Raw genomic sequence first — 17,277 nt, 5'->3', positions numbered from 1 at the left:
ACAGAATAGTATTATAATGGTCTTTCGGCCGGTTTCCTGCGTATGATCAGCGCAATGATTGCTGATACTGCAAAATAGAATATAATTCCCTTCAGAAAGTCCATGAATGATTTTTTAATACCAACGTTGAAGTCGGTTTTGCTTAATTCATCCAGTTGTTTATCAATTTCCTCCTGCGGGGCTTTGAATTTGTGCATCCACTTTTCTGTAGACTCCAGCAGGTTATCTTTCAGTGCGCCTACCAGTGATGGATCAATATATTTATACAGGATATACTGGTAAACGGTGATAAAGGCGGTTCCGATGATAAACGCCGTGAACACGGGTTTCAGTACTTCTTTAAAACCGATATAACCTCCCTGTTGTTTTCTTGCTTCCAGGCCGGCGAATATTGCAATGACGATAAACACTGCCAGTTGCAACACGCTGTTCCACCATGCAAACAGTACAGATGGGCCGGCGATGTAGGTAATTACGTTCAGGAATATCAGGGATACGCCTCCCACTACGCCCCATAACAGGCCTGGGTTAGAACTTTTCTGCATATAGGTTAATTATTTAAATGAAATACGGGTCCATTCACTGTGGCATGTACTTTCCCCTTCAGTTGTTCGCCAATATACGCTGAATTTTTGGACCGGGAAGCGATGTGGGCTTTGGTAAACTGCCAGCTGGCTTCCGGGTCAAAGATAGTAAGATTGGCGGCGGCGCCTTCCTGCAGGGCAGGCTGTGGCAAGCCGAATATTTTCCGGGGGTGAATGGTAAGCATGTTGATCAGCTGTTCCAGCGGCAGCTGGGGCAGGTATTGCCTTATTACGCCGAAAGCGCTTTCCAGGCCGATCATCCCGTTTTTGGCGTATTCAAACTCCACCTGCTTAGCGTCCCAGTCCTGCGGTGTGTGATGGGTGGCGATGCAATCTATAGTACCGTGTAAAACGGCTTCCTGCAGGGCTTTCACATCATCTGCACTGCGCAGCGGCGGATTTACCTTCAGGTGGGTATCGTAGTTGATGAGCTGGGCATCGGTTAAAGACAGGTGGTAAGGCGTTACCGAGCAAGTTACTTTGATCCCTGCTGCTTTGGCGGCGGCGATCATTTCCACCGATTTGCGGGTACTTATACCGGTAAAGTGGATGCGTGAGTCCGTATATTTCGCCAGTTCAAGGTCGCGCTGAATAATGAGTTCTTCTGCCAGCGCTGGTTTGCCGGGCATTCCCAGCTGGGTGGAGTAGATGCCTTCGTGCATGAGTCCATGCGCGGAAATGCTCTGGTCATCCGGCAGTTGTATGAGGGTGCCGTCGAATGCTTTGATGTATTGCAGCGCTTTGAGCATGAGGCCGGGCGACTGCAAAGGTTTAAGGCCATCGGAGAAGGCTACGGCGCCTGCCTGCTGCATTTCATACATTTCGGCGAGGCCGGTACCTTCCAGGTTTTTAGTAGCAGCGCCAATTGGCAATACTGTGGCCGCCGAATGACGGGATCTGCTCAGTACGTATTCGATTTGCGGTTTGGTATGCAGGGCGGGCTGGGTGTTAGGTACTACCATCACGGTGGTATATCCACCCGTAGCAGCAGCCTTGATGCCGCTTTGCAGATCTTCTTTGTGTTCCTGTCCGGGGTCGCAGAAATGGGCGAAAACATCCATCCAGCCGGCGGAAACATGCAGGTTATCACCTGAAATGACCGTGGCCCGTGCATCTTCGAGGTTGTTGCCCACCTGCTGAATGATGCCGTTCTGAATAGAAATGTCTTTTTGCTGCCCGTGCAAGGGTGAGGAAGGCGCTATGATCTTTACGTTCTTGAGTAGTATGTGCATGCTTTACGTTCTATAACCGGTCCGAAAATACAGGGGCAAATGTAACATAAAACTGTTAATTGTTGAAGGGAGGGGCGCCCTACTTTTCGGATGGCTGTTCAGGTTGGTATGATAATTGAAAATGCAGGGGTAGCAGATCAAAATAACTACTGATGATTGACTACCTTTCTAACCTCGTAGCACGGATATGCGACCGCTCAGAACAATTGCATAATGGCCAGACGACCAGCTGGCAAGCCCTCCGCGAAGCAGAACAACTCGCTAATCACGCTTATATACCCCTACTTTATCAATACATTGAGCAGGAGCCCGACAAAGATAAGCGCCGCGCCGCCTGCTTTATTATCACCCAGCTTTCCAGGAACACCAATGATCCGGAAGTGATCCGTTTCCTGTTGGACCGGCTCAGAATTGAACAGGATGCTGATATGATCACAGCCATGCAGCAGGACCTGGAACGTGGATTGGCCATACCAGGCTATATTAACCTGGAACCGTTACTAAATAATACGCTTTCACTCAATAATAATATCCGCCGCTCCGCCCTGCTGGCGCTCAGAGGTACCCGCCATCCTTCGGTGGAAGACTGGGCCCTGAACCTGCTGAAGCGCACCGTGAATGAATACGACATCTATTATATTACCCTGTTGCTTCATAAAGTAGGTACCCAGAAAAGTGTACCCGCCCTGCGCAGGCTCCTGGAATATCACCGCCAGGATGTGAAAAGCCTGGCCTTCGCTGCCATTGCTGATATTGAGAAAGAGAAGGAAGCCATGTTTTATACACGCTGCCTCATGCGCGGACAACTCAAGTTTGAAGCGATGGAAGCCATTTACAAATACGCCGACGAAAACGCGATCCAGGCAGTAACCGCTCGTATTACCGAACTGTTATCAAAAAGACGCAGCAGCGCCCGGATGACGATAGAAACCGTGAAGAATGGCTTTACAGACCTGATGCTGGGCATGGAATTCCTGTTCCGATTCCGCACCGCGAAGTCGGATGTGAAAAAAACATTTTCCTGGATTACAGAAAAAAGAGCCGACTACCTGTTGCCCGAAGAAAGGGAATGGGTGAAAAAACATCTTGTGAGCGCGTAACGGGTAAAACCTTAATTTAGCTCCCCAAAAAGAAGGATGAAGAAAGCTTTCCTATTGCTTTTGACAGGATGGATGACGGGTGGGCTACAATATACCTATGGCCAGCAGCGTCAGTACACCATGACGGAAGCCACCAACGGGCTCCGGCAGCAACTGGCCCCCGAACGGTTAAAACAGTTTGAATGGGTGCCCGGCGAAAACGCCTACACCCGGGTACTATCCGAAAAAGATAATTACGCCTGGATAAAGGTGGCACTACCCGCCGGTAAAACAGATACCCTGCTTACACTGCCCCGGCTCAATGAACAGTTATTTTCTTCCAAACCTTTACGCGGCGTACCTCCGCTGCATTGGTTATCCGCTACCAGCGCCTGGTTTTCCATTGGTAACACGCTGTATAAAGGACAACTGCAAAATGGCATCATACAATTCAGCCATTGGTGCGAATTGCCCAAAGAAGCAGAGAATGTAACGGTGAATAACCAAAGCGGCCAGATTGCCTGGACCGAAAAGAATAACCTCTTTATCCGCACTGCTGAAGGCAATGTACAGGCAGTTACCAACGACGCCGATATCAATATTGTGAATGGAAAAAGCGTTCACCGCGAGGAATTTGGCATCGATAAAGGTATTTTCTTCTCTCCCAAAGGCGATCAGCTGGCATTTTACCGCATGGATCAGCGTATGGTAAATGATTACCCGGTCATCGACTGGTCGGTAACGCCCGCGCATAATACCAACATCAAATACCCGATGGCAGGCGGTACATCACATGAGGTAACACTCGGTATTTATCAGCCATCTACCCAAAAAACTATTTTCCTGAAAACCGGCGGACCGGCAGATCATTACCTGACCTGTGTTACCTGGGCGCCTGATCAGCAATCCGTTTACGTTGCGCTGCTGAACCGTGAACAAAATCACTTGTGGCTGAACCAATATAGTGCAGCCACCGGTGAGCTGGTAAAAACATTATTTGAAGAAACAGATGCCAAATATGTGCATCCTACCCATCCGTTAACTTTTGTTCCCGGCACAACCGATCAGTTTATCTGGTGGAGCGAAAAAAGTGGCTATAACCATTTGTATCTCTATAATACCAACGGACAACAGCTGCGGGAGATTACCGCAGGCAATTGGGTGGTAAATGAACTAACGGGTTTTAATCCGAAGAAAAATGAAATCATCTTAACGGCTTCTAAAGAAAGCCCGATGGAAAAACACCTGTATAAGATTAATTATAAACAGAAAGCAGCTGCGCTTTCCCCATTGGATAAAGCAGCCGGCTGGCATGATGCACAGGCCAGCACCGATGGCAGCTACGTACTGGATGCTTACAGTTCCGGTACCACACCTTATGTAGCGACGGTAACTGCCACCACTGGTAAATTTGAACAAAATATTATTACTGCTGCCGATCCGCTGAAAGATTTTCAGCGTCCGCAAATCAGGCAGGTAACCCTGAAAGCTGATGACGGTACGCCTTTATATGGTAAACTGATTCTGCCGGTGAACTTTGATTCTACCAAAACCTACCCGGTAATTGTATACCTGTATAACGGGCCTAATGTGCAGTTGATCCGTAATACTTACCCCTACAGCGGTAACCTCTGGTATGAATACATGGCGCAGCATGGCTACGTGATTTTTACAATGGATGGCCGTGGCAGCGATAACCGTGGAAAGGCTTTTGAACAGGCCACTTTCCGGCAGCTGGGTACGGTGGAAATGAATGATCAGCTACAGGGCGTGGCTTACCTGAAGTCGCTGCCATATATTAATCAGCAAAAGATGGGCGTACATGGCTGGAGCTTTGGCGGTTTCATGACGACATCGCTGATGCTGCGTCATCCGGATGTGTTCCAGGTGGGAGTAGCCGGCGGGCCGGTGATCGACTGGAGCATGTATGAAATTATGTATACCGAACGCTATATGGATACGCCGCAGGAAAACCCGGAAGGCTACGCCAGTTCCAACCTGCTTACCAAAACAAAGAATCTGAAGGGGAAGCTGATGCTGATCCACGGCACCAATGATGATGTAGTGGTTTGGCAGCATTCGCTGGATTTCCTGAAAGCCTGTGTAGACAACGAAGTACAGGTAGATTATTTCGTATATCCGGGACATTTACATAATGTATTGGGAAAAGACAGGGTTCACCTGATGCAGAAGATCACGGATTATTTTGATGCCAATCTGAAGTAGTTTTTTTAGATTTCTTTTTAAAGCGAAGATCATAGCGAAAAATTAATATTCGCTGTTATCTTCGCTTTATTATTTTATGCTACTTGCGATCAGCTAATCTTAAACAGTTAACGATGAAGTATTTATTCCTCGCTATGAGCCTCTTAACAGTTACCTCGTTATCGGCGCAGCAGAAGAAACACAAAGTGTTATTTATTATTGCGGATGGTATTCCGGCAGATGTGATTGAGTCGCAACCCACTCCTCACCTGAAGCGCATAGCGAAGGAAGGCGGGTATCGCCGTGCCTACGTAGGAGGGGAGAAGAACGGGTACTCACAAACGCCTACTATTTCAGCAGTGGGTTACAACAGTTTGCTCACCAGCACGTGGGTGAATAAACACAACGTATGGGATAATGATATTGCCGCGCAGAACTATGCCTATCCCAGCATCTTCCGTTTTTTTAAATCGGCTTATCCTGAAAAGAAGACCGCTATTTTTTCCACCTGGCTGGATAACCGCACCAAACTGGTGGGAGATGGATTAGCGCAAACGGGCAACCTGCATATTGATCATGCAGTGGACGGGCTGGAACTTGATACCGTGCGGTTTCCGCATGATAAAGACAGCTGGTATATCCACCTGATTGATGAAACAGTTGTGGATAAAGCTGCAGATTTTGTAAGAAGTGATGCACCTGATATGACCTGGGTTTACCTGGAGTACAGCGACGACATGGGACATCGTTATGGCACCGGTGAGCGGATGGATACGGCCGTGCGGATGACAGACGATATGGTAGGTAAAATCTGGGATGCGATGGAATACAGGCGGGCGAAGTTTAATGAAGACTGGCAGATCTATATCACCACGGATCATGGTCGTGATGCACATGGCGGGCATGGCCACGGCGGGCAATCTGACCGGGAGCGGACCACCTGGATCGTTACCAATGCAAAAGGATTGAATCCTTACTTTAAAACGGCGCAACCAGGTATTGTAGATATCCTGCCGTCTATTGCGCGGTTTATGAATATCTCTATTCCTGTTGAGAATGCGCGTGAACTGGATGGCGTGCCGCTGACTGGCGCTATTTCACTGGCGCAGCCCACTGCGAGCTTAGTGAAGGATCAGCTGCAACTGGGTTGGAAGGCTTATGATAAAAAGGGAACTGTAAAAATATGGGTGACTACTACTAATCACTATAAAACCGGTGGTCACGACGATTATAAGTTACTCGGAGAAGTACCTGTATCAAAAGAGAGCGCCAGCATCAGTGTAAAATCGCTGCCATCTTCATTCTACAAGATTGTGCTGGAAGGACCATTAAATTCGGTGAACCGGTGGGTGGTACAACAATAGCTAAAACAACGGAAAACAGGCTTTACGCAAACGCTTGCGCGGATAACGCAAGCGTTTGCGTACATGGAATGCCAAAAAAATCATGTAGAATCGTTGTAGCAATTAATCAGAAAGTGAACTAAGCTGGAAAAGCAGCAATTATAGACAGCGAACAATGAAGTCGAATAACCTGCCACGGTCAACTACTGTGGCAAGGTTATCGATAAGATAATGCCTCAGCGGTGATGTATCACCAGTTGCGACTCCATAACAGTGCGTTGAAAATCATTCAAGGCATGTTCCCCGTTCAGGAGTGATAATAACATATTAGTAGCCGCCTGGCCCTGTTCATAAGGGAACTGCTCCACAGATGCAGCAGGAGGAAAGGCTGTATACCCGCTTACCGGTGTATTGGCGTAAGATACAAAAGTTATATCCTTATTTATTTCCAATTTTTGTTTCAGGGCATATTGTACGGCATCCATCGCTACATAGTCGTTGAAAGTAACTACGGCGGTTACTTTTCTTTTGAGCGAAAGGAGGTACTGCATGGCTTCTTCCGTGCCTGCTGCGGTGAGATCCGCGTTGACGATCATTTTGGGATCGTATTTCAGGCGGTGTTTCTGTAACGCCCTGATATAGCCGGTAGCGCGTTCTTTGCTGGCCACCATTGTTTCAGGGCCATTGATCATACCGATTACGCGGTGGCCTTGTTTCAGGAGGAAATCTACTGCCTGCACCGTGCCTGATTCCAGGTTGCAGGATACGGCGTGCATATTCGGAAGGTTGGGAATGCGATCAAAGAAAACCACCGGGATGCGTGCCTGTTGCAGCATTTCAAAGTGTTCGTAGTTGCTGGTGTTTTTTCCGATAGATACGATGCAGCCATCCACCCGGTGCTGTTTCATGCTCTGGATGATCTGCTTTTCGCGGGCTTCATCGTCGTGCGACTGCCCCAGTAATACCGTATAGTTATTGCTGTAGGCCGTGTCTTCAATACCACTGATAGCGCTGGCAAAGAATGCTTCCGACAGCTCGGGCAAAAGGATACCGATGGTGAATGTTTTACCCTGCTGGAAATAGATAGCGGTCTGGTTGCGTTCATAATTCAGTTCAGCAGCCAGTTCTTTTACCCTGGTTTTGGTTCTTAAACCGATACTGTGATGATCATGTAACGCTCTTGATACTGTGGATACAGAGATGTTCAGCCTTTTTGCAATTTCCTTTATTGTTGGTTGACCCGAAGAAACCACCTTTCTCATACATTTCAGCAATTAATAGAAAATAGATACAGCGTATACTCTGCCGGACAAGTTACTTAGATATTGGAAAATATTAACTTTTTTTTATGAATAAAGCATCTTTAGGCTGATGGTTTTATTTTATTTAAGCGTGTCAACATCTAATACCAGCCGTATTCTAACCATCTTCTAACGGACTGAAGGGGGCTTCGGCCTGCTATTTGCTATAGAGGGATTGCTTTCCATTGTATACCCCACTATTTATATATACTTATTTTTTAGATTATTAAAAAGTATAATTTTATGAAAATAGCACAACTAGCCTTGCCGGTAGCTTTAGTAACCATTTTTGCATCCTGTTCTGCCCCTCGTAAATTAAGAGAATCACAGGCCAGGAATGCGCAACTTGATAGTCTTTACCGCGCTACCTACGGTAAGCTGAGAACCTGCGAAGAAGATGCTGCCCGTGCCGCTGCATCGTACAAAGAAAAAGTAACGAACTTAACGGAGCAACAGGAGCAACTGAAAACCAACAACACCCAGATGCTGGATCACCTGAAGGAGCTGTCCGTAATTTCCGGCGCCCAGGCAGAAAGTATCAAGAAATCCCTGGATAACATCGGCGCCAAAGACGCTTACATTAAAGACCTTCAGTCGGCTATTGCCCGGAAAGACTCGCTGAACATGCAGCTGGTAATGAACCTGAAGGGCGCCATTGGAAATATGGATGATAAAGACATCAATATTAAAGTGGACAAGGGTGTAGTATATATAGATATCTCCGATAAACTGCTGTTTAAAAGTGGTAGCTACGAAATCAACGAAAGAGCCAAAGAAGTACTGGGAAAAGTGGCTAAAGTGCTGATTGCCCAGCCGGATATTGAGTTCATGGTGGAAGGCCATACAGATAACGTGCCTTACCGTCCGAATGTATTGCTGGATAACTGGGATCTGAGTGTGAAGAGAGCTACTTCCGTGGTGCGTATCCTCCAGAACCAGTACGCCATTCCGCCGGCACGTATGACTGCCGCCGGTAGAAGCGAGTACCTGCCTATTGCTTCCAACGATACCGCGGAAGGTAAAGCAGCTAACCGCAGAACAAGGATCGTGATATTGCCACAGCTGGATCAGTTCTTCAAATTACTCGAGAAACCAGCGAATTAATGATCGCCTTCGGCGATTGTCAATTGTCCTGGAGCAGGATTAGACTGATTATATTGATTACACCGATTTGATCAGTTTTGATTTTTAAAGATTAGGGAAGATAAAAACGGATATTTTCGTTTTTATCTTCCCTAATCTTTTTATAGAAAATTCTGAAAGTAAAATCAGAACATAATCAAATCGGTGTAATCAATATAATCAGCCTAATCCTGCTCCAGGATAATTTCATCGCCGAAGGCCATGCCTACATCGCAGGCTTGGCCGCTGGTTTTTTACCAAAGAAATACGAGAGGCTCAGCATGAAATATTGAGTAAGAATAGTATTCCGTTGCTGTTCTATATAAGTAGGGGACTGCATCGTGAGCAGCGATTGATTTTGTTTCGTGAGATCGTAGGCATAGAGTTTTGCCTGGAAGCTTTTGTTTTTCCCAAAGGCTTTGGCAACCCAGCTGTTGAGCACTACAAATTGCTGATGCTGACTGGTATTGTTGAAATACAGGGCTGCGCTGCCGATGCTGATATTGGCAGGAAGAAAAACGTTTGCTGAAAGCGATACATTGTACATCAGGTAATCAGCATGTTTGTTATTCTGGATAGAGTAAACGCTGCTGATATACAGCATGCTCACAAAGCCTTCCAGTTCCAGCGCTTTTTTATACATCCAGGAGCCGTTCATCATTTGGGTGATACTCAGATCGCTGGTGCGGCTTTTCACCTGGTTGATGAATGAATTATTCCGGCTGAAATAATAGGACAATGAATAATTAAGTGTGACGGCTGGTTTGCTGAATCTTTTCCCTATTGAAAAGTCCTGGTTAAAGCTAAAGTTTCCCTCCACATTTACGGGTTGATTGATTTGCCGTCCGGCGGAGTCGGAGTAGATGGATTGTGTCATGGCGTTATTGGGCAAATCGGCGCCCAGGTTGGTACTGAAGGTAACGCCCTTCACACTGAACGAACGATAACCAATAGAGGCGGAGTTATAAATAGATGGTTTCAGATCCGGGTTGCCGAGTTGCACATACAGCGGATTCCGGGTAGACACTACCGGCAGGTATACGTTGGGAGGAGGGATGCGCGTTTCCCGGTTTATTCTCAGGTCCAGGCTTCTGTAGTTATCTATTTTATAGAAAAGCGATAAGTTGGGCGACAGGTAATGAATCCTTTGCAGGAACTCATTCCCCGCGGTGAAGTTATTGCTTTTTGAATCTGTGATGTTATAGGCAAGATTTAACTGGCCCTGTATTTTTGTTTTATTAAGAAAGAGTCCTGTACCGATGGACTGCTCATTGATGTTGTTTTTAAACCGGTAGGTCAGGTCCTGGTTAATAATATCATATCCCTTCTTTTCATTATCGAAATCAAAAGCGTCCTGGTTGTTTCTGGTGAGGTTGTTGGTTATTTTATAAGACACGTTCAGGTACACGGAAGGAAAAAGCGGATATTGGTAGTTGATGCGGGCCATCAGTTTACTGACATTTATTTTTGCATTCACCTGCTGGTTGATGGTATCCGCCAGGTTTACGGGAACGAAGGTGTTCAGCGTAGTATTCTGCTGTTCATCTTTTGTATTATTCTGTTCAATGTTGAAGGAAACGCTTACGCTGCCCAGGGTAGGGCTGAACTGGTGGTTATATTGTGTAGTCAGGTTGATATTGCTGTTCCGTCTTGTTTCCAGGTTATTGGTATTGCCAAAGTTAATAGTGTCGTTATTTTTACCACCTATTGAAATGTACTTATTGAAAGAGTGGTAAGTGTTGCGCTGTGTGTTGGCTGACATATCTATTGAGATGAGGTTTTTTTCATCCGGCTGGATGGTCAGGTTGGTAAAGAGGATGTTCATGTTGGCGGTGCTTGCCGACGTATTGTTGCTGTTGTAGCGGAAGTTGCTGTCCGGCAGTACATTGTCGCGCTGCTGCTGCTGGCTGTTATCCATATTTTGACTTTGGTGCAGGAAGTTGGCGTTGAGCTTTATTTTTTTTGAGATGTCGGTACCGAGATTTGCACTGAGGTTGTTTTTGTTGGAGATGCCTCCCATCATAGTTTCTGCCCTGCTCAGGTTTTCATCGGTGGAAGCGGGGCCGCGGGAGGAGTTTACGTTATTGATGTATCCCATCATCACGGCTTGTTTGGTATCCCGGAACATATTGACGTTGGCGGCGGCACTGTACCGTTTGTCTGTTCCATAACCCGCTCCTGCAGCGCCGTTGAGTCCTTTTTTATATTCCTTTTTAACGGTGATGTTGATCACTTTTTCATTTTTGCCTCCTTCCACCAGGCCATCTATTCTTTTTCTGTCGATGACCTGTATTTTATCAACAATATCTGCCAGCAGATTCTGTGTTATTTTTTTTGTATCACCGGAAGAACCGTTACCATCCTGGAAGAGGGGCCTTCCGTTTACCAGGATGGTTTTTATAGCGGTGCCCTGGAAAGACAGGTTCCCGTCCGCATCGATGGTGATGCCGGGGAGTTTATTGAGGAGGTTTCTTACAGAAGCATTTTCTGTTGTCTGGAAATCGCCTGCAGAAAATTCAACGGTATCTTTCCGGATGGTAAACGCCGACTTATTTACTTTTACGTTCACGCTGTTTAACTTGATGGGATTGCGCTGAAGGCCGGAATAGCGAAGGTCTACCTGTAATACCTTTGCTGATTTTTCTGATATCATGATGAGTGAGGTAGCGGCATCATATCCCATGAAACTGATCGTGATCACATAGTTGCCCGTGGGGATTTTTTTGAGGGTAAAGTCTCCGGATTCATTTGTGGTGCCCTGTGCTTTAAGAATTGATCTTTCTGCGGTGAAGAGCAGTACATTTGCTCCTGCCAATGGTCTCCTGGTGTCTTTATCATACGCATGGCCTTTTATTTCTCTTTGTGCTGAAAGTGTGAAATGACTTCCTATCAGAACTACAGTTAACAATAATGCGTAGTATTTTGCCATGCGAGGATCTTGGTTAAATTCAATACAATGATAGTATTGAAGCATCCTCATTCTGTTAATCAATATCAAATGTTGTCGGAATGGTTAAAAAATTATTAATAAGATAATGTGATTAACAAATGATTTACAAATTATGGAGAAGTGATTATTGGAGTATTTTTTGATGGGATGTCTTTCTTTTTTAATCTCCGAACCTTAATAATAAGAATTTTGTTTAGATAAATTACTATTTTATGAATACTGCTACGTTAGTTAAATCGCTGAAGGACATGTTGCTCAAACCCAATGCACACGTTACTTTCAACGACTCTGTGAAAAAACTGCCCGCCGGTTTGAGAGGCGTGGTACCAGCCGGTATGCCTTACAGCATCTGGCAACTGGTAGAGCATATCAGGATTACACAGTACGATATCCTCGACTTCTCAAGGAACCCGGACTATAAGGAAATAGAGTGGCCGAAGGCGTACTGGCCGGAGGAAACTGCTCCAAAGGACGATGCCGCCTGGAAGCACAGCGTAGAGCAGGTGGATAAGGACCTGCATGCTTTCATTGATCTGCTGGAACAGAGCGATGATCTGTTCGCGCCTTTTCCGCATGGCAGCGGTCAGCACCTATTCCGCGAAGCGGTGTTGTTGCTGGACCACACCAGTTATCATACCGGTGAAATTGTGGCGCTCAGAAGAATACTGAACGCCTGGCATTAAATACATTTCCATAAGCAATCGGTGAACCAGTGCCTGCGGTCGAAGAAGCGGGCCACTGGTTTGAAGCCTGCGTAGGCAGCCAGCTGGTCTGTTTCTTCCAGGCTGTACTTCTGCGAGATCTCCATATAAATGGATTCATTTTCCGCGAAGTGAATGGTGGTATCCTCCCCGATATGCACCTGCTGGTTTTCCAGGCTGATGAGATAACTTTTACAGGCGCCGGTAACGGGATCGTAGGTAGGGAAGTGCTCAAATTTTGAGGTGTCAAAATCTGCGTACAGTTCCCTGTTAATACGGTGTAAAAGGTTGAAGTTAAACGCGCGGGTGATACCGGCGGAGTCGTTATATGCATTCAGGATTACCTGTGGATGTTTTTTAAGATCGAAGCCGGTCAGCAGCAGGTCGCCGGGCTGCAGGTACTGCCGCATCTGCTGGCAGAAGCTCCTGGCAGCGCTCACGCTGAAATTGCCGATGTTGGCGCCCATAAAAAGCAATACCTTCTTTTTGGTGGTTACCTTATTTGCCTGCTGCAGCATATGGAAATATTCCCCGTTTAAGCCATGCAGCTGCAGGCCCGGTATCTGCGCAGGCAGGTTCTTTTCCAGCTGCGAGATCACATTGGCGGAAATATCGATCGGGAAATACGTATAATCTATACCGTTATTGATCAGCTCTTGCAGTAAGTGAACAGACTTGGTGGCATCGCCCGCGCCCAGCTCCACCACATCAAAATCGCCGGCGTATAACTGTAACGCCTGTACTATTTGTGCGGACTGCTGCCGGAGGATTTCCATTTCGCACCCGGTTAAGTAATATTCATGGCATTGCATAATCTGCTGAAAAAGCGCATCGCCTGCTGCATCATAGAAATATTTCGGGTCCAGGTATTTCTGGGGTGCAGTGAGGCCCTGCACCACGTCGTGATAAAATATATCGGTGGCTGGCTTGCGCTTGCATGGCGCAAGTACATTAGGAATTACAGTCATAAATATTTTTTGATGTTCTGAACTTGGATCTCAGGAAAACAGTGGGCTGTTTTTCTGAGATCCGGATCATTTCATAACGGTGTCTCAATCATCCTGCCAATCTTATCCCGGTAAATTGCCATCTCAGTGAAGGATGGAAAAAGTTACGGTAAGTAATACGGCTGTGGTTTGGAGAAGTTACTTCCGAGCCACCACGCAGCACCATCTGATTGATCATGAATTTTCCATTATATTCTCCGATAGCGCCGGGTGCCTTTGCAAAGCCGGGATAGGGGAGATAAGCGCTTTCGCACCATTCCCACCGCTGGCCCCATGCCAATTGGGGCGCGGCCACTTCCCACTCAAACTCCGTTGGTAGCCGCTGTCCTTTCCAGGCGGCATATGCAGCTGCTTCGTAGTAGCTGATATGCGTAACAGGTGCATCCGGCATGATTGGCTGAAGCCCCTGCCAGGTATAGTGCATCCATTTACCATCGATGTTGTACCAATACATCGGGGTGGTTACCTGGTTGTTTTTTACCCAATCCCATCCTTCTGCGTGCCAGTAACGGAAATCCTGGTAGCCACCGGCCTGGATAAAGTCCAGGTATTCCGTGTTGGTGACCAGTGTGGTACTGATCTTATAATCCGCCAGGTAAACGGTATGCCTGCCCAGTTCATTATCAAAACAGAATCCATCTCCGGCAAAGCCGATATCGTATACGCCGGCACGTATATTTAACCAGCTATCGCCGGGATTGTTCACTACGGGTATATCTTTATGATGAATATCGTAGGCCGGGAACAGGGGATTATGCCCGAGGATATACTTAATATCCGTGTACAGCAATTCCTGGTGCTGCTCCTCATGGTTCAGACCGAGAATAAACAACTCCTGCAGTTCCGGCGACAGTTCTTCTTCCAAAAAACTGATCATGGCTTCATCCACATATTTCCGGTAGCGCATTATATCTTCCACTGCCGGGCGACTGAGGTTACCCCGGTTGGTGCGGATCACCCGTGCGCCAACAGATTCATAGTAGCTGTTGAAAACATAATTATATTGAGGATCAAAAACCGTGTAGTCTTTGGCGTTAGGAAGCAGGATAAATGTTTCAAAAAACCAGGTGGTGTGGCCCAGGTGCCATTTAGGCGGACTTACATCCACAATAGGTTGTACTACATAGTCTTCCGTTTTTAACGGCGCGCAAATTTTTTCGCTTCTCCGCCGTACTGTTTCATATTGTTCTTTCAGTAACATAATTACAGGTGCTTACTGTTGATTCACATATTTTGTAAAGTCAGAAATGCTGCTGATATGCAGTTCTTTTGCTGCAGTTCTCCGCATCATTAGTGCGTAGGTATTATTAAATCCGATGGGTTGCAGCCATTTGATATGATATTGTTTTTCAAATGCTGCACTTACATAATCGTATACTTTCCGGCTGTCGCCGATAATGCTGTCGGTTACCTGTTGCGGCGCCTGGAGTAATACGAGTAAACCGGTGCCGGTATATTCCGGGTACATATCTATCTGGTCATTTACCAACGCGTCGAATACGATTTTTGTGCCGCCTAATCCTGTTTTGGTGACTGCCGCAAGGCCGGTATGCCCTTCGATCAGCATCTTGTACATGGCAGCGAGGATATAGCCATCACCGAAAATTTTTGAGCCGATGCGGATACTGCCTTTAGCGCCGTTGCCGGCTGGTTTCCAGAGTTGTCTGGCAACAAGAAAATCCTTTGCCACTTTCTCCGGGTTTTGTTTCAGGTAGTCGACCCGGTAGTTCAATTCCGTCATGATACTATCATTAATTGTACCAACCAACAGGTTGAGTGCCGGTTCCAGTTCGGGGTATTTTTGCAGGGTTTCTTCCCGTACGATGGGAGCCGCATAATACGGAGGAAAAATATGTTTATCATCTTCCAGTACTACCAGGTCAAATGCCTTTACCCTGCCGTCTGTGCTGCTTCCGCTGATAACGTCCAGCTTTTTTTCATAAGCAGCTTTATACATGATCATGTCACTGATCACGAGGGTGCGGATATGCAGGCCGTATACAGATTTCAGTCCGAGGTTGCCGTCTTTTCTACCCATAAATTCGGGGGTAAATCCCGCCAGCATTTTACCGCTGTAAGTATCGGGCAGAAGATAGAAGGAGGAGAGAAGCAGGAAGATAAAAGGCAGCGCGTATAGTGTTTTACGGGCTTTCCGGATATTGATGTGCTGAAGCAGCGACAGGAGCCAGTCGAACAGCAATGCCAGTAAAGCCGCGGGTATAGCTCCGGCCAGCATCATATTGGTATTATTGAGTGCAATGCCGCCGAAGATAAATTCCCCGAGTCCGCCTGCGGCGATGTAAGCGGCCAGGGTGGCTACGCCTACGTTGATCACGGTGGCCGTACGGATACCGGCCAGTATAACGGGCATGGCCAGTGGCAGCTGTACTTTCATCAGCAACTGCCGGCGGCTCATCCCCATGCCGGTAGCCGCTTCTGTAACAGTAGGGTCTACCCCGCTGATACCGGTATAGGTATTACGGATAATAGGCAGTAATGCATAAAGAAACAAGGCCACTATAGCGGGTTTGGGGCCAATGCCCAGTAGAGGGATCATAAATCCCAGCAGGGCGATGCTTGGAATGGTTTGCATTATACCGGCGAAGCCGAGTACGGGTGCTGCCAGTCTTTTTTTACGGGTGATGAAAATACCGGCGGGTACGCCTATGGCTACGGCCAGCAGCACGGATATAAAGGTAAGCCCGGTATGCGTGAGGGTTTGCTCCAGCAGTTTACCGGATTGTTGTTGTACAAATTCAAATAAGGTTTCGGTTGCTTCCATGCCGTTGTGTTAATTTTTGTAGGCAGCTATTGCCTCCATCAGTCCATTCCCGTCAATTATTTTTTGTTCCTGTTCATGCGTTACAGTTACCGGCTGGTGCGTGATAGCTTCCAGGGCATCCCAGCAGGTGCTGGAAGCAGCTAGTTGTCCGTTTCCCGGTGTAGCGGCAGATGGCAGCCATTGCCAAAGATCTTTTATTTGCAGGGATTTCAGTTCCAGCTGCAGTCGTTGCGGATCGAGGAACGACCTTACAAAATCGTTGGCCGGATGGAAGATCAGTTCTGCGGGCGTGCCCAGTTGCTGGATACGTCCTTCATTCATCAAACAGATCCGGTGGCCCAGTTCAAAGGCTTCTTCCACATCATGTGTTACCAGGATGATGGTCCGGTGGCTGATTTCATCGAGCGATTTGAACTCTTTCCTGACGCTGATGCGTGTGAGCGGGTCCAGCGCGCCGAAGGGTTCATCCATGAGGAGTACCGGCGGATCTGCGGCCAGCGCGCGGGCCAGGCCAACGCGCTGCTGCTGTCCGCCGCTGAGTTGTTGCGGATATACTTCTGCGTAGGTGGCCGCGGGTAAATGGAGTTTATCCATGAGCGTAGTGGTACGGTCGTGGATACGTTTTTTATCCCACTTCAGCAGGGAGGGTACGAGGCCGATGTTATCGCTCACGGTGTAGTGAGGGAACAACCCGGTGTTTTGTAATACATAGCCGATGTTGCGCCGGAGTATTTCAGGAGACAGTTCCCGTATTTCTTTGCCGTTTATAAAAATCTGACCACTGTCGGCTTCCAGCAAACGGTTGATCATGCGGAGGGTAGTGGTTTTACCGCAACCGCTGGTGCCCAGCAGCACCAGTGTTTCCCCTTCTTTTACTTCAAAGGAAATATCATCGACCGCTTTTTTTTCCGGACCAAAATATTTGGAAACATTCGACAGTTTAATCATTCGGTATATATCAGATTGTGGAA

13 protein-coding genes are annotated in these 17,277 nt (G+C 47.0%); 5 read left to right on the top strand and 8 right to left on the bottom strand.

Annotated elements, in window-relative coordinates:
- Positions 1 to 11: 11 nt before the first annotated feature.
- Positions 12 to 545, bottom strand: coding sequence for a DUF4199 domain-containing protein (locus B5Z18_RS03810; protein WP_079468058.1), 534 nt, complete (start codon positions 543 to 545; stop codon positions 12 to 14).
- Between the two features lie 5 nt (positions 546 to 550).
- The gene (locus B5Z18_RS03805; RefSeq protein ID WP_079468057.1) at positions 551 to 1,816 is read right to left on the bottom strand and encodes a dihydroorotase; all 1,266 of its coding nucleotides are present in this window, start codon (positions 1,814 to 1,816) and stop codon (positions 551 to 553) included.
- Between the two features lie 152 nt (positions 1,817 to 1,968).
- Between B5Z18_RS03805 and B5Z18_RS03800 the strand changes: the two genes are divergently transcribed.
- The 3 genes from B5Z18_RS03800 (at position 1,969) to B5Z18_RS03790 (ending at position 6,464) form a co-directional block, all read left to right on the top strand.
- On the top strand, positions 1,969 to 2,916 hold the full coding sequence (locus B5Z18_RS03800; RefSeq protein ID WP_079468056.1) for a hypothetical protein: 948 nt from the start codon (positions 1,969 to 1,971) through the stop codon (positions 2,914 to 2,916).
- Between the two features lie 36 nt (positions 2,917 to 2,952).
- Positions 2,953 to 5,121 (top strand): S9 family peptidase, encoded by a 2,169-nt coding sequence (locus B5Z18_RS03795; protein WP_079468055.1) that lies wholly within the window; start codon positions 2,953 to 2,955, stop codon positions 5,119 to 5,121.
- Positions 5,122 to 5,234: 113 nt separating this feature from the next.
- The gene (locus tag B5Z18_RS03790; protein ID WP_079468054.1) at positions 5,235 to 6,464 is read left to right on the top strand and encodes an alkaline phosphatase family protein; all 1,230 of its coding nucleotides are present in this window, start codon (positions 5,235 to 5,237) and stop codon (positions 6,462 to 6,464) included.
- A gap of 215 nt (positions 6,465 to 6,679) precedes the next feature.
- Here the strand turns inward: B5Z18_RS03790 and B5Z18_RS03785 are convergent, their stop codons facing one another.
- Positions 6,680 to 7,705 (bottom strand): LacI family DNA-binding transcriptional regulator, encoded by a 1,026-nt coding sequence (locus B5Z18_RS03785; protein WP_079468053.1) that lies wholly within the window; start codon positions 7,703 to 7,705, stop codon positions 6,680 to 6,682.
- A 282-nt stretch (positions 7,706 to 7,987) separates the two neighbouring features.
- Between B5Z18_RS03785 and B5Z18_RS03780 the strand changes: the two genes are divergently transcribed.
- A complete protein-coding gene (locus B5Z18_RS03780) occupies positions 7,988 to 8,848 on the top strand; it encodes an OmpA/MotB family protein (protein ID WP_079468052.1) in 861 nt (286 codons plus the stop codon).
- 244 nt (positions 8,849 to 9,092) lie between these two features.
- Here the strand turns inward: B5Z18_RS03780 and B5Z18_RS03775 are convergent, their stop codons facing one another.
- Positions 9,093 to 11,795, bottom strand: a complete 2,703-nt coding sequence (locus B5Z18_RS03775; RefSeq protein ID WP_159454178.1) for an outer membrane beta-barrel protein — start codon at positions 11,793 to 11,795, stop codon at positions 9,093 to 9,095.
- Between the two features lie 233 nt (positions 11,796 to 12,028).
- Here B5Z18_RS03775 and B5Z18_RS03770 point away from each other — a divergent pair, with 233 nt between their 5' ends.
- Positions 12,029 to 12,499: a DinB family protein gene (locus B5Z18_RS03770; protein WP_079468050.1), complete on the top strand. Its 471-nt coding sequence runs from the start codon at positions 12,029 to 12,031 to the stop codon at positions 12,497 to 12,499.
- On the opposite strand, the gene egtD is transcribed toward B5Z18_RS03770, so the two are convergent.
- The 4 genes from egtD to B5Z18_RS03750 all read right to left on the bottom strand — a co-directional run bounded on the left by egtD (position 12,496) and on the right by B5Z18_RS03750 (position 17,254).
- On the bottom strand, positions 12,496 to 13,485 hold the full coding sequence (egtD, locus tag B5Z18_RS03765; protein WP_079468049.1) for an L-histidine N(alpha)-methyltransferase: 990 nt from the start codon (positions 13,483 to 13,485) through the stop codon (positions 12,496 to 12,498). The two genes, B5Z18_RS03770 and egtD, sit on opposite strands and share 4 nt — an antisense overlap.
- An 88-nt stretch (positions 13,486 to 13,573) precedes the next feature.
- Positions 13,574 to 14,725 carry an ergothioneine biosynthesis protein EgtB gene (gene egtB / locus B5Z18_RS03760; protein WP_079468048.1) on the bottom strand — a complete coding sequence of 384 codons (1,152 nt, stop codon included), beginning with the start codon at positions 14,723 to 14,725 and terminating at the stop codon, positions 13,574 to 13,576.
- Between the two features lie 12 nt (positions 14,726 to 14,737).
- On the bottom strand, positions 14,738 to 16,306 hold the full coding sequence (locus B5Z18_RS03755; RefSeq protein ID WP_079468047.1) for an ABC transporter permease/substrate-binding protein: 1,569 nt from the start codon (positions 16,304 to 16,306) through the stop codon (positions 14,738 to 14,740).
- Between the two features lie 9 nt (positions 16,307 to 16,315).
- Positions 16,316 to 17,254, bottom strand: coding sequence for an ABC transporter ATP-binding protein (locus B5Z18_RS03750; RefSeq protein ID WP_079468046.1), 939 nt, complete (start codon positions 17,252 to 17,254; stop codon positions 16,316 to 16,318).
- Positions 17,255 to 17,277 lie beyond the last annotated feature (23 nt).

Origin of the sequence: Chitinophaga ginsengisegetis (genome assembly GCF_900168065.1) — a bacterium.
GTDB lineage: Bacteria > Bacteroidota > Bacteroidia > Chitinophagales > Chitinophagaceae > Chitinophaga > Chitinophaga ginsengisegetis.
Note: the sequence above shows the minus strand (reverse complement) of the source record. Positions and strands in the feature narration are given on the sequence as shown.

Excerpts from the sequence above, each read along its gene's own strand:
- B5Z18_RS03810 (WP_079468058.1), bottom strand. The coding sequence starts at position 545 with ATGCAGAAAAGTTCTAACCCAGGCCTGTTATGGGGCGTAGTGGGAGGC.
- B5Z18_RS03805 (WP_079468057.1), bottom strand. The coding sequence starts at position 1,816 with ATGCACATACTACTCAAGAACGTAAAGATCATAGCGCCTTCCTCACCC.
- B5Z18_RS03800 (WP_079468056.1), top strand. The coding sequence starts at position 1,969 with ATGATTGACTACCTTTCTAACCTCGTAGCACGGATATGCGACCGCTCA.
- B5Z18_RS03795 (WP_079468055.1), top strand. The coding sequence starts at position 2,953 with ATGAAGAAAGCTTTCCTATTGCTTTTGACAGGATGGATGACGGGTGGG.
- B5Z18_RS03790 (WP_079468054.1), top strand. The coding sequence starts at position 5,235 with ATGAAGTATTTATTCCTCGCTATGAGCCTCTTAACAGTTACCTCGTTA.
- B5Z18_RS03785 (WP_079468053.1), bottom strand. The coding sequence starts at position 7,705 with ATGAGAAAGGTGGTTTCTTCGGGTCAACCAACAATAAAGGAAATTGCA.
- B5Z18_RS03780 (WP_079468052.1), top strand. The coding sequence starts at position 7,988 with ATGAAAATAGCACAACTAGCCTTGCCGGTAGCTTTAGTAACCATTTTT.
- B5Z18_RS03775 (WP_159454178.1), bottom strand. The coding sequence starts at position 11,795 with ATGGCAAAATACTACGCATTATTGTTAACTGTAGTTCTGATAGGAAGT.
- B5Z18_RS03770 (WP_079468050.1), top strand. The coding sequence starts at position 12,029 with ATGAATACTGCTACGTTAGTTAAATCGCTGAAGGACATGTTGCTCAAA.
- egtD (WP_079468049.1), bottom strand. The coding sequence starts at position 13,485 with ATGACTGTAATTCCTAATGTACTTGCGCCATGCAAGCGCAAGCCAGCC.
- egtB (WP_079468048.1), bottom strand. The coding sequence starts at position 14,725 with ATGTTACTGAAAGAACAATATGAAACAGTACGGCGGAGAAGCGAAAAA.
- B5Z18_RS03755 (WP_079468047.1), bottom strand. The coding sequence starts at position 16,306 with ATGGAAGCAACCGAAACCTTATTTGAATTTGTACAACAACAATCCGGT.
- B5Z18_RS03750 (WP_079468046.1), bottom strand. The coding sequence starts at position 17,254 with ATGATTAAACTGTCGAATGTTTCCAAATATTTTGGTCCGGAAAAAAAA.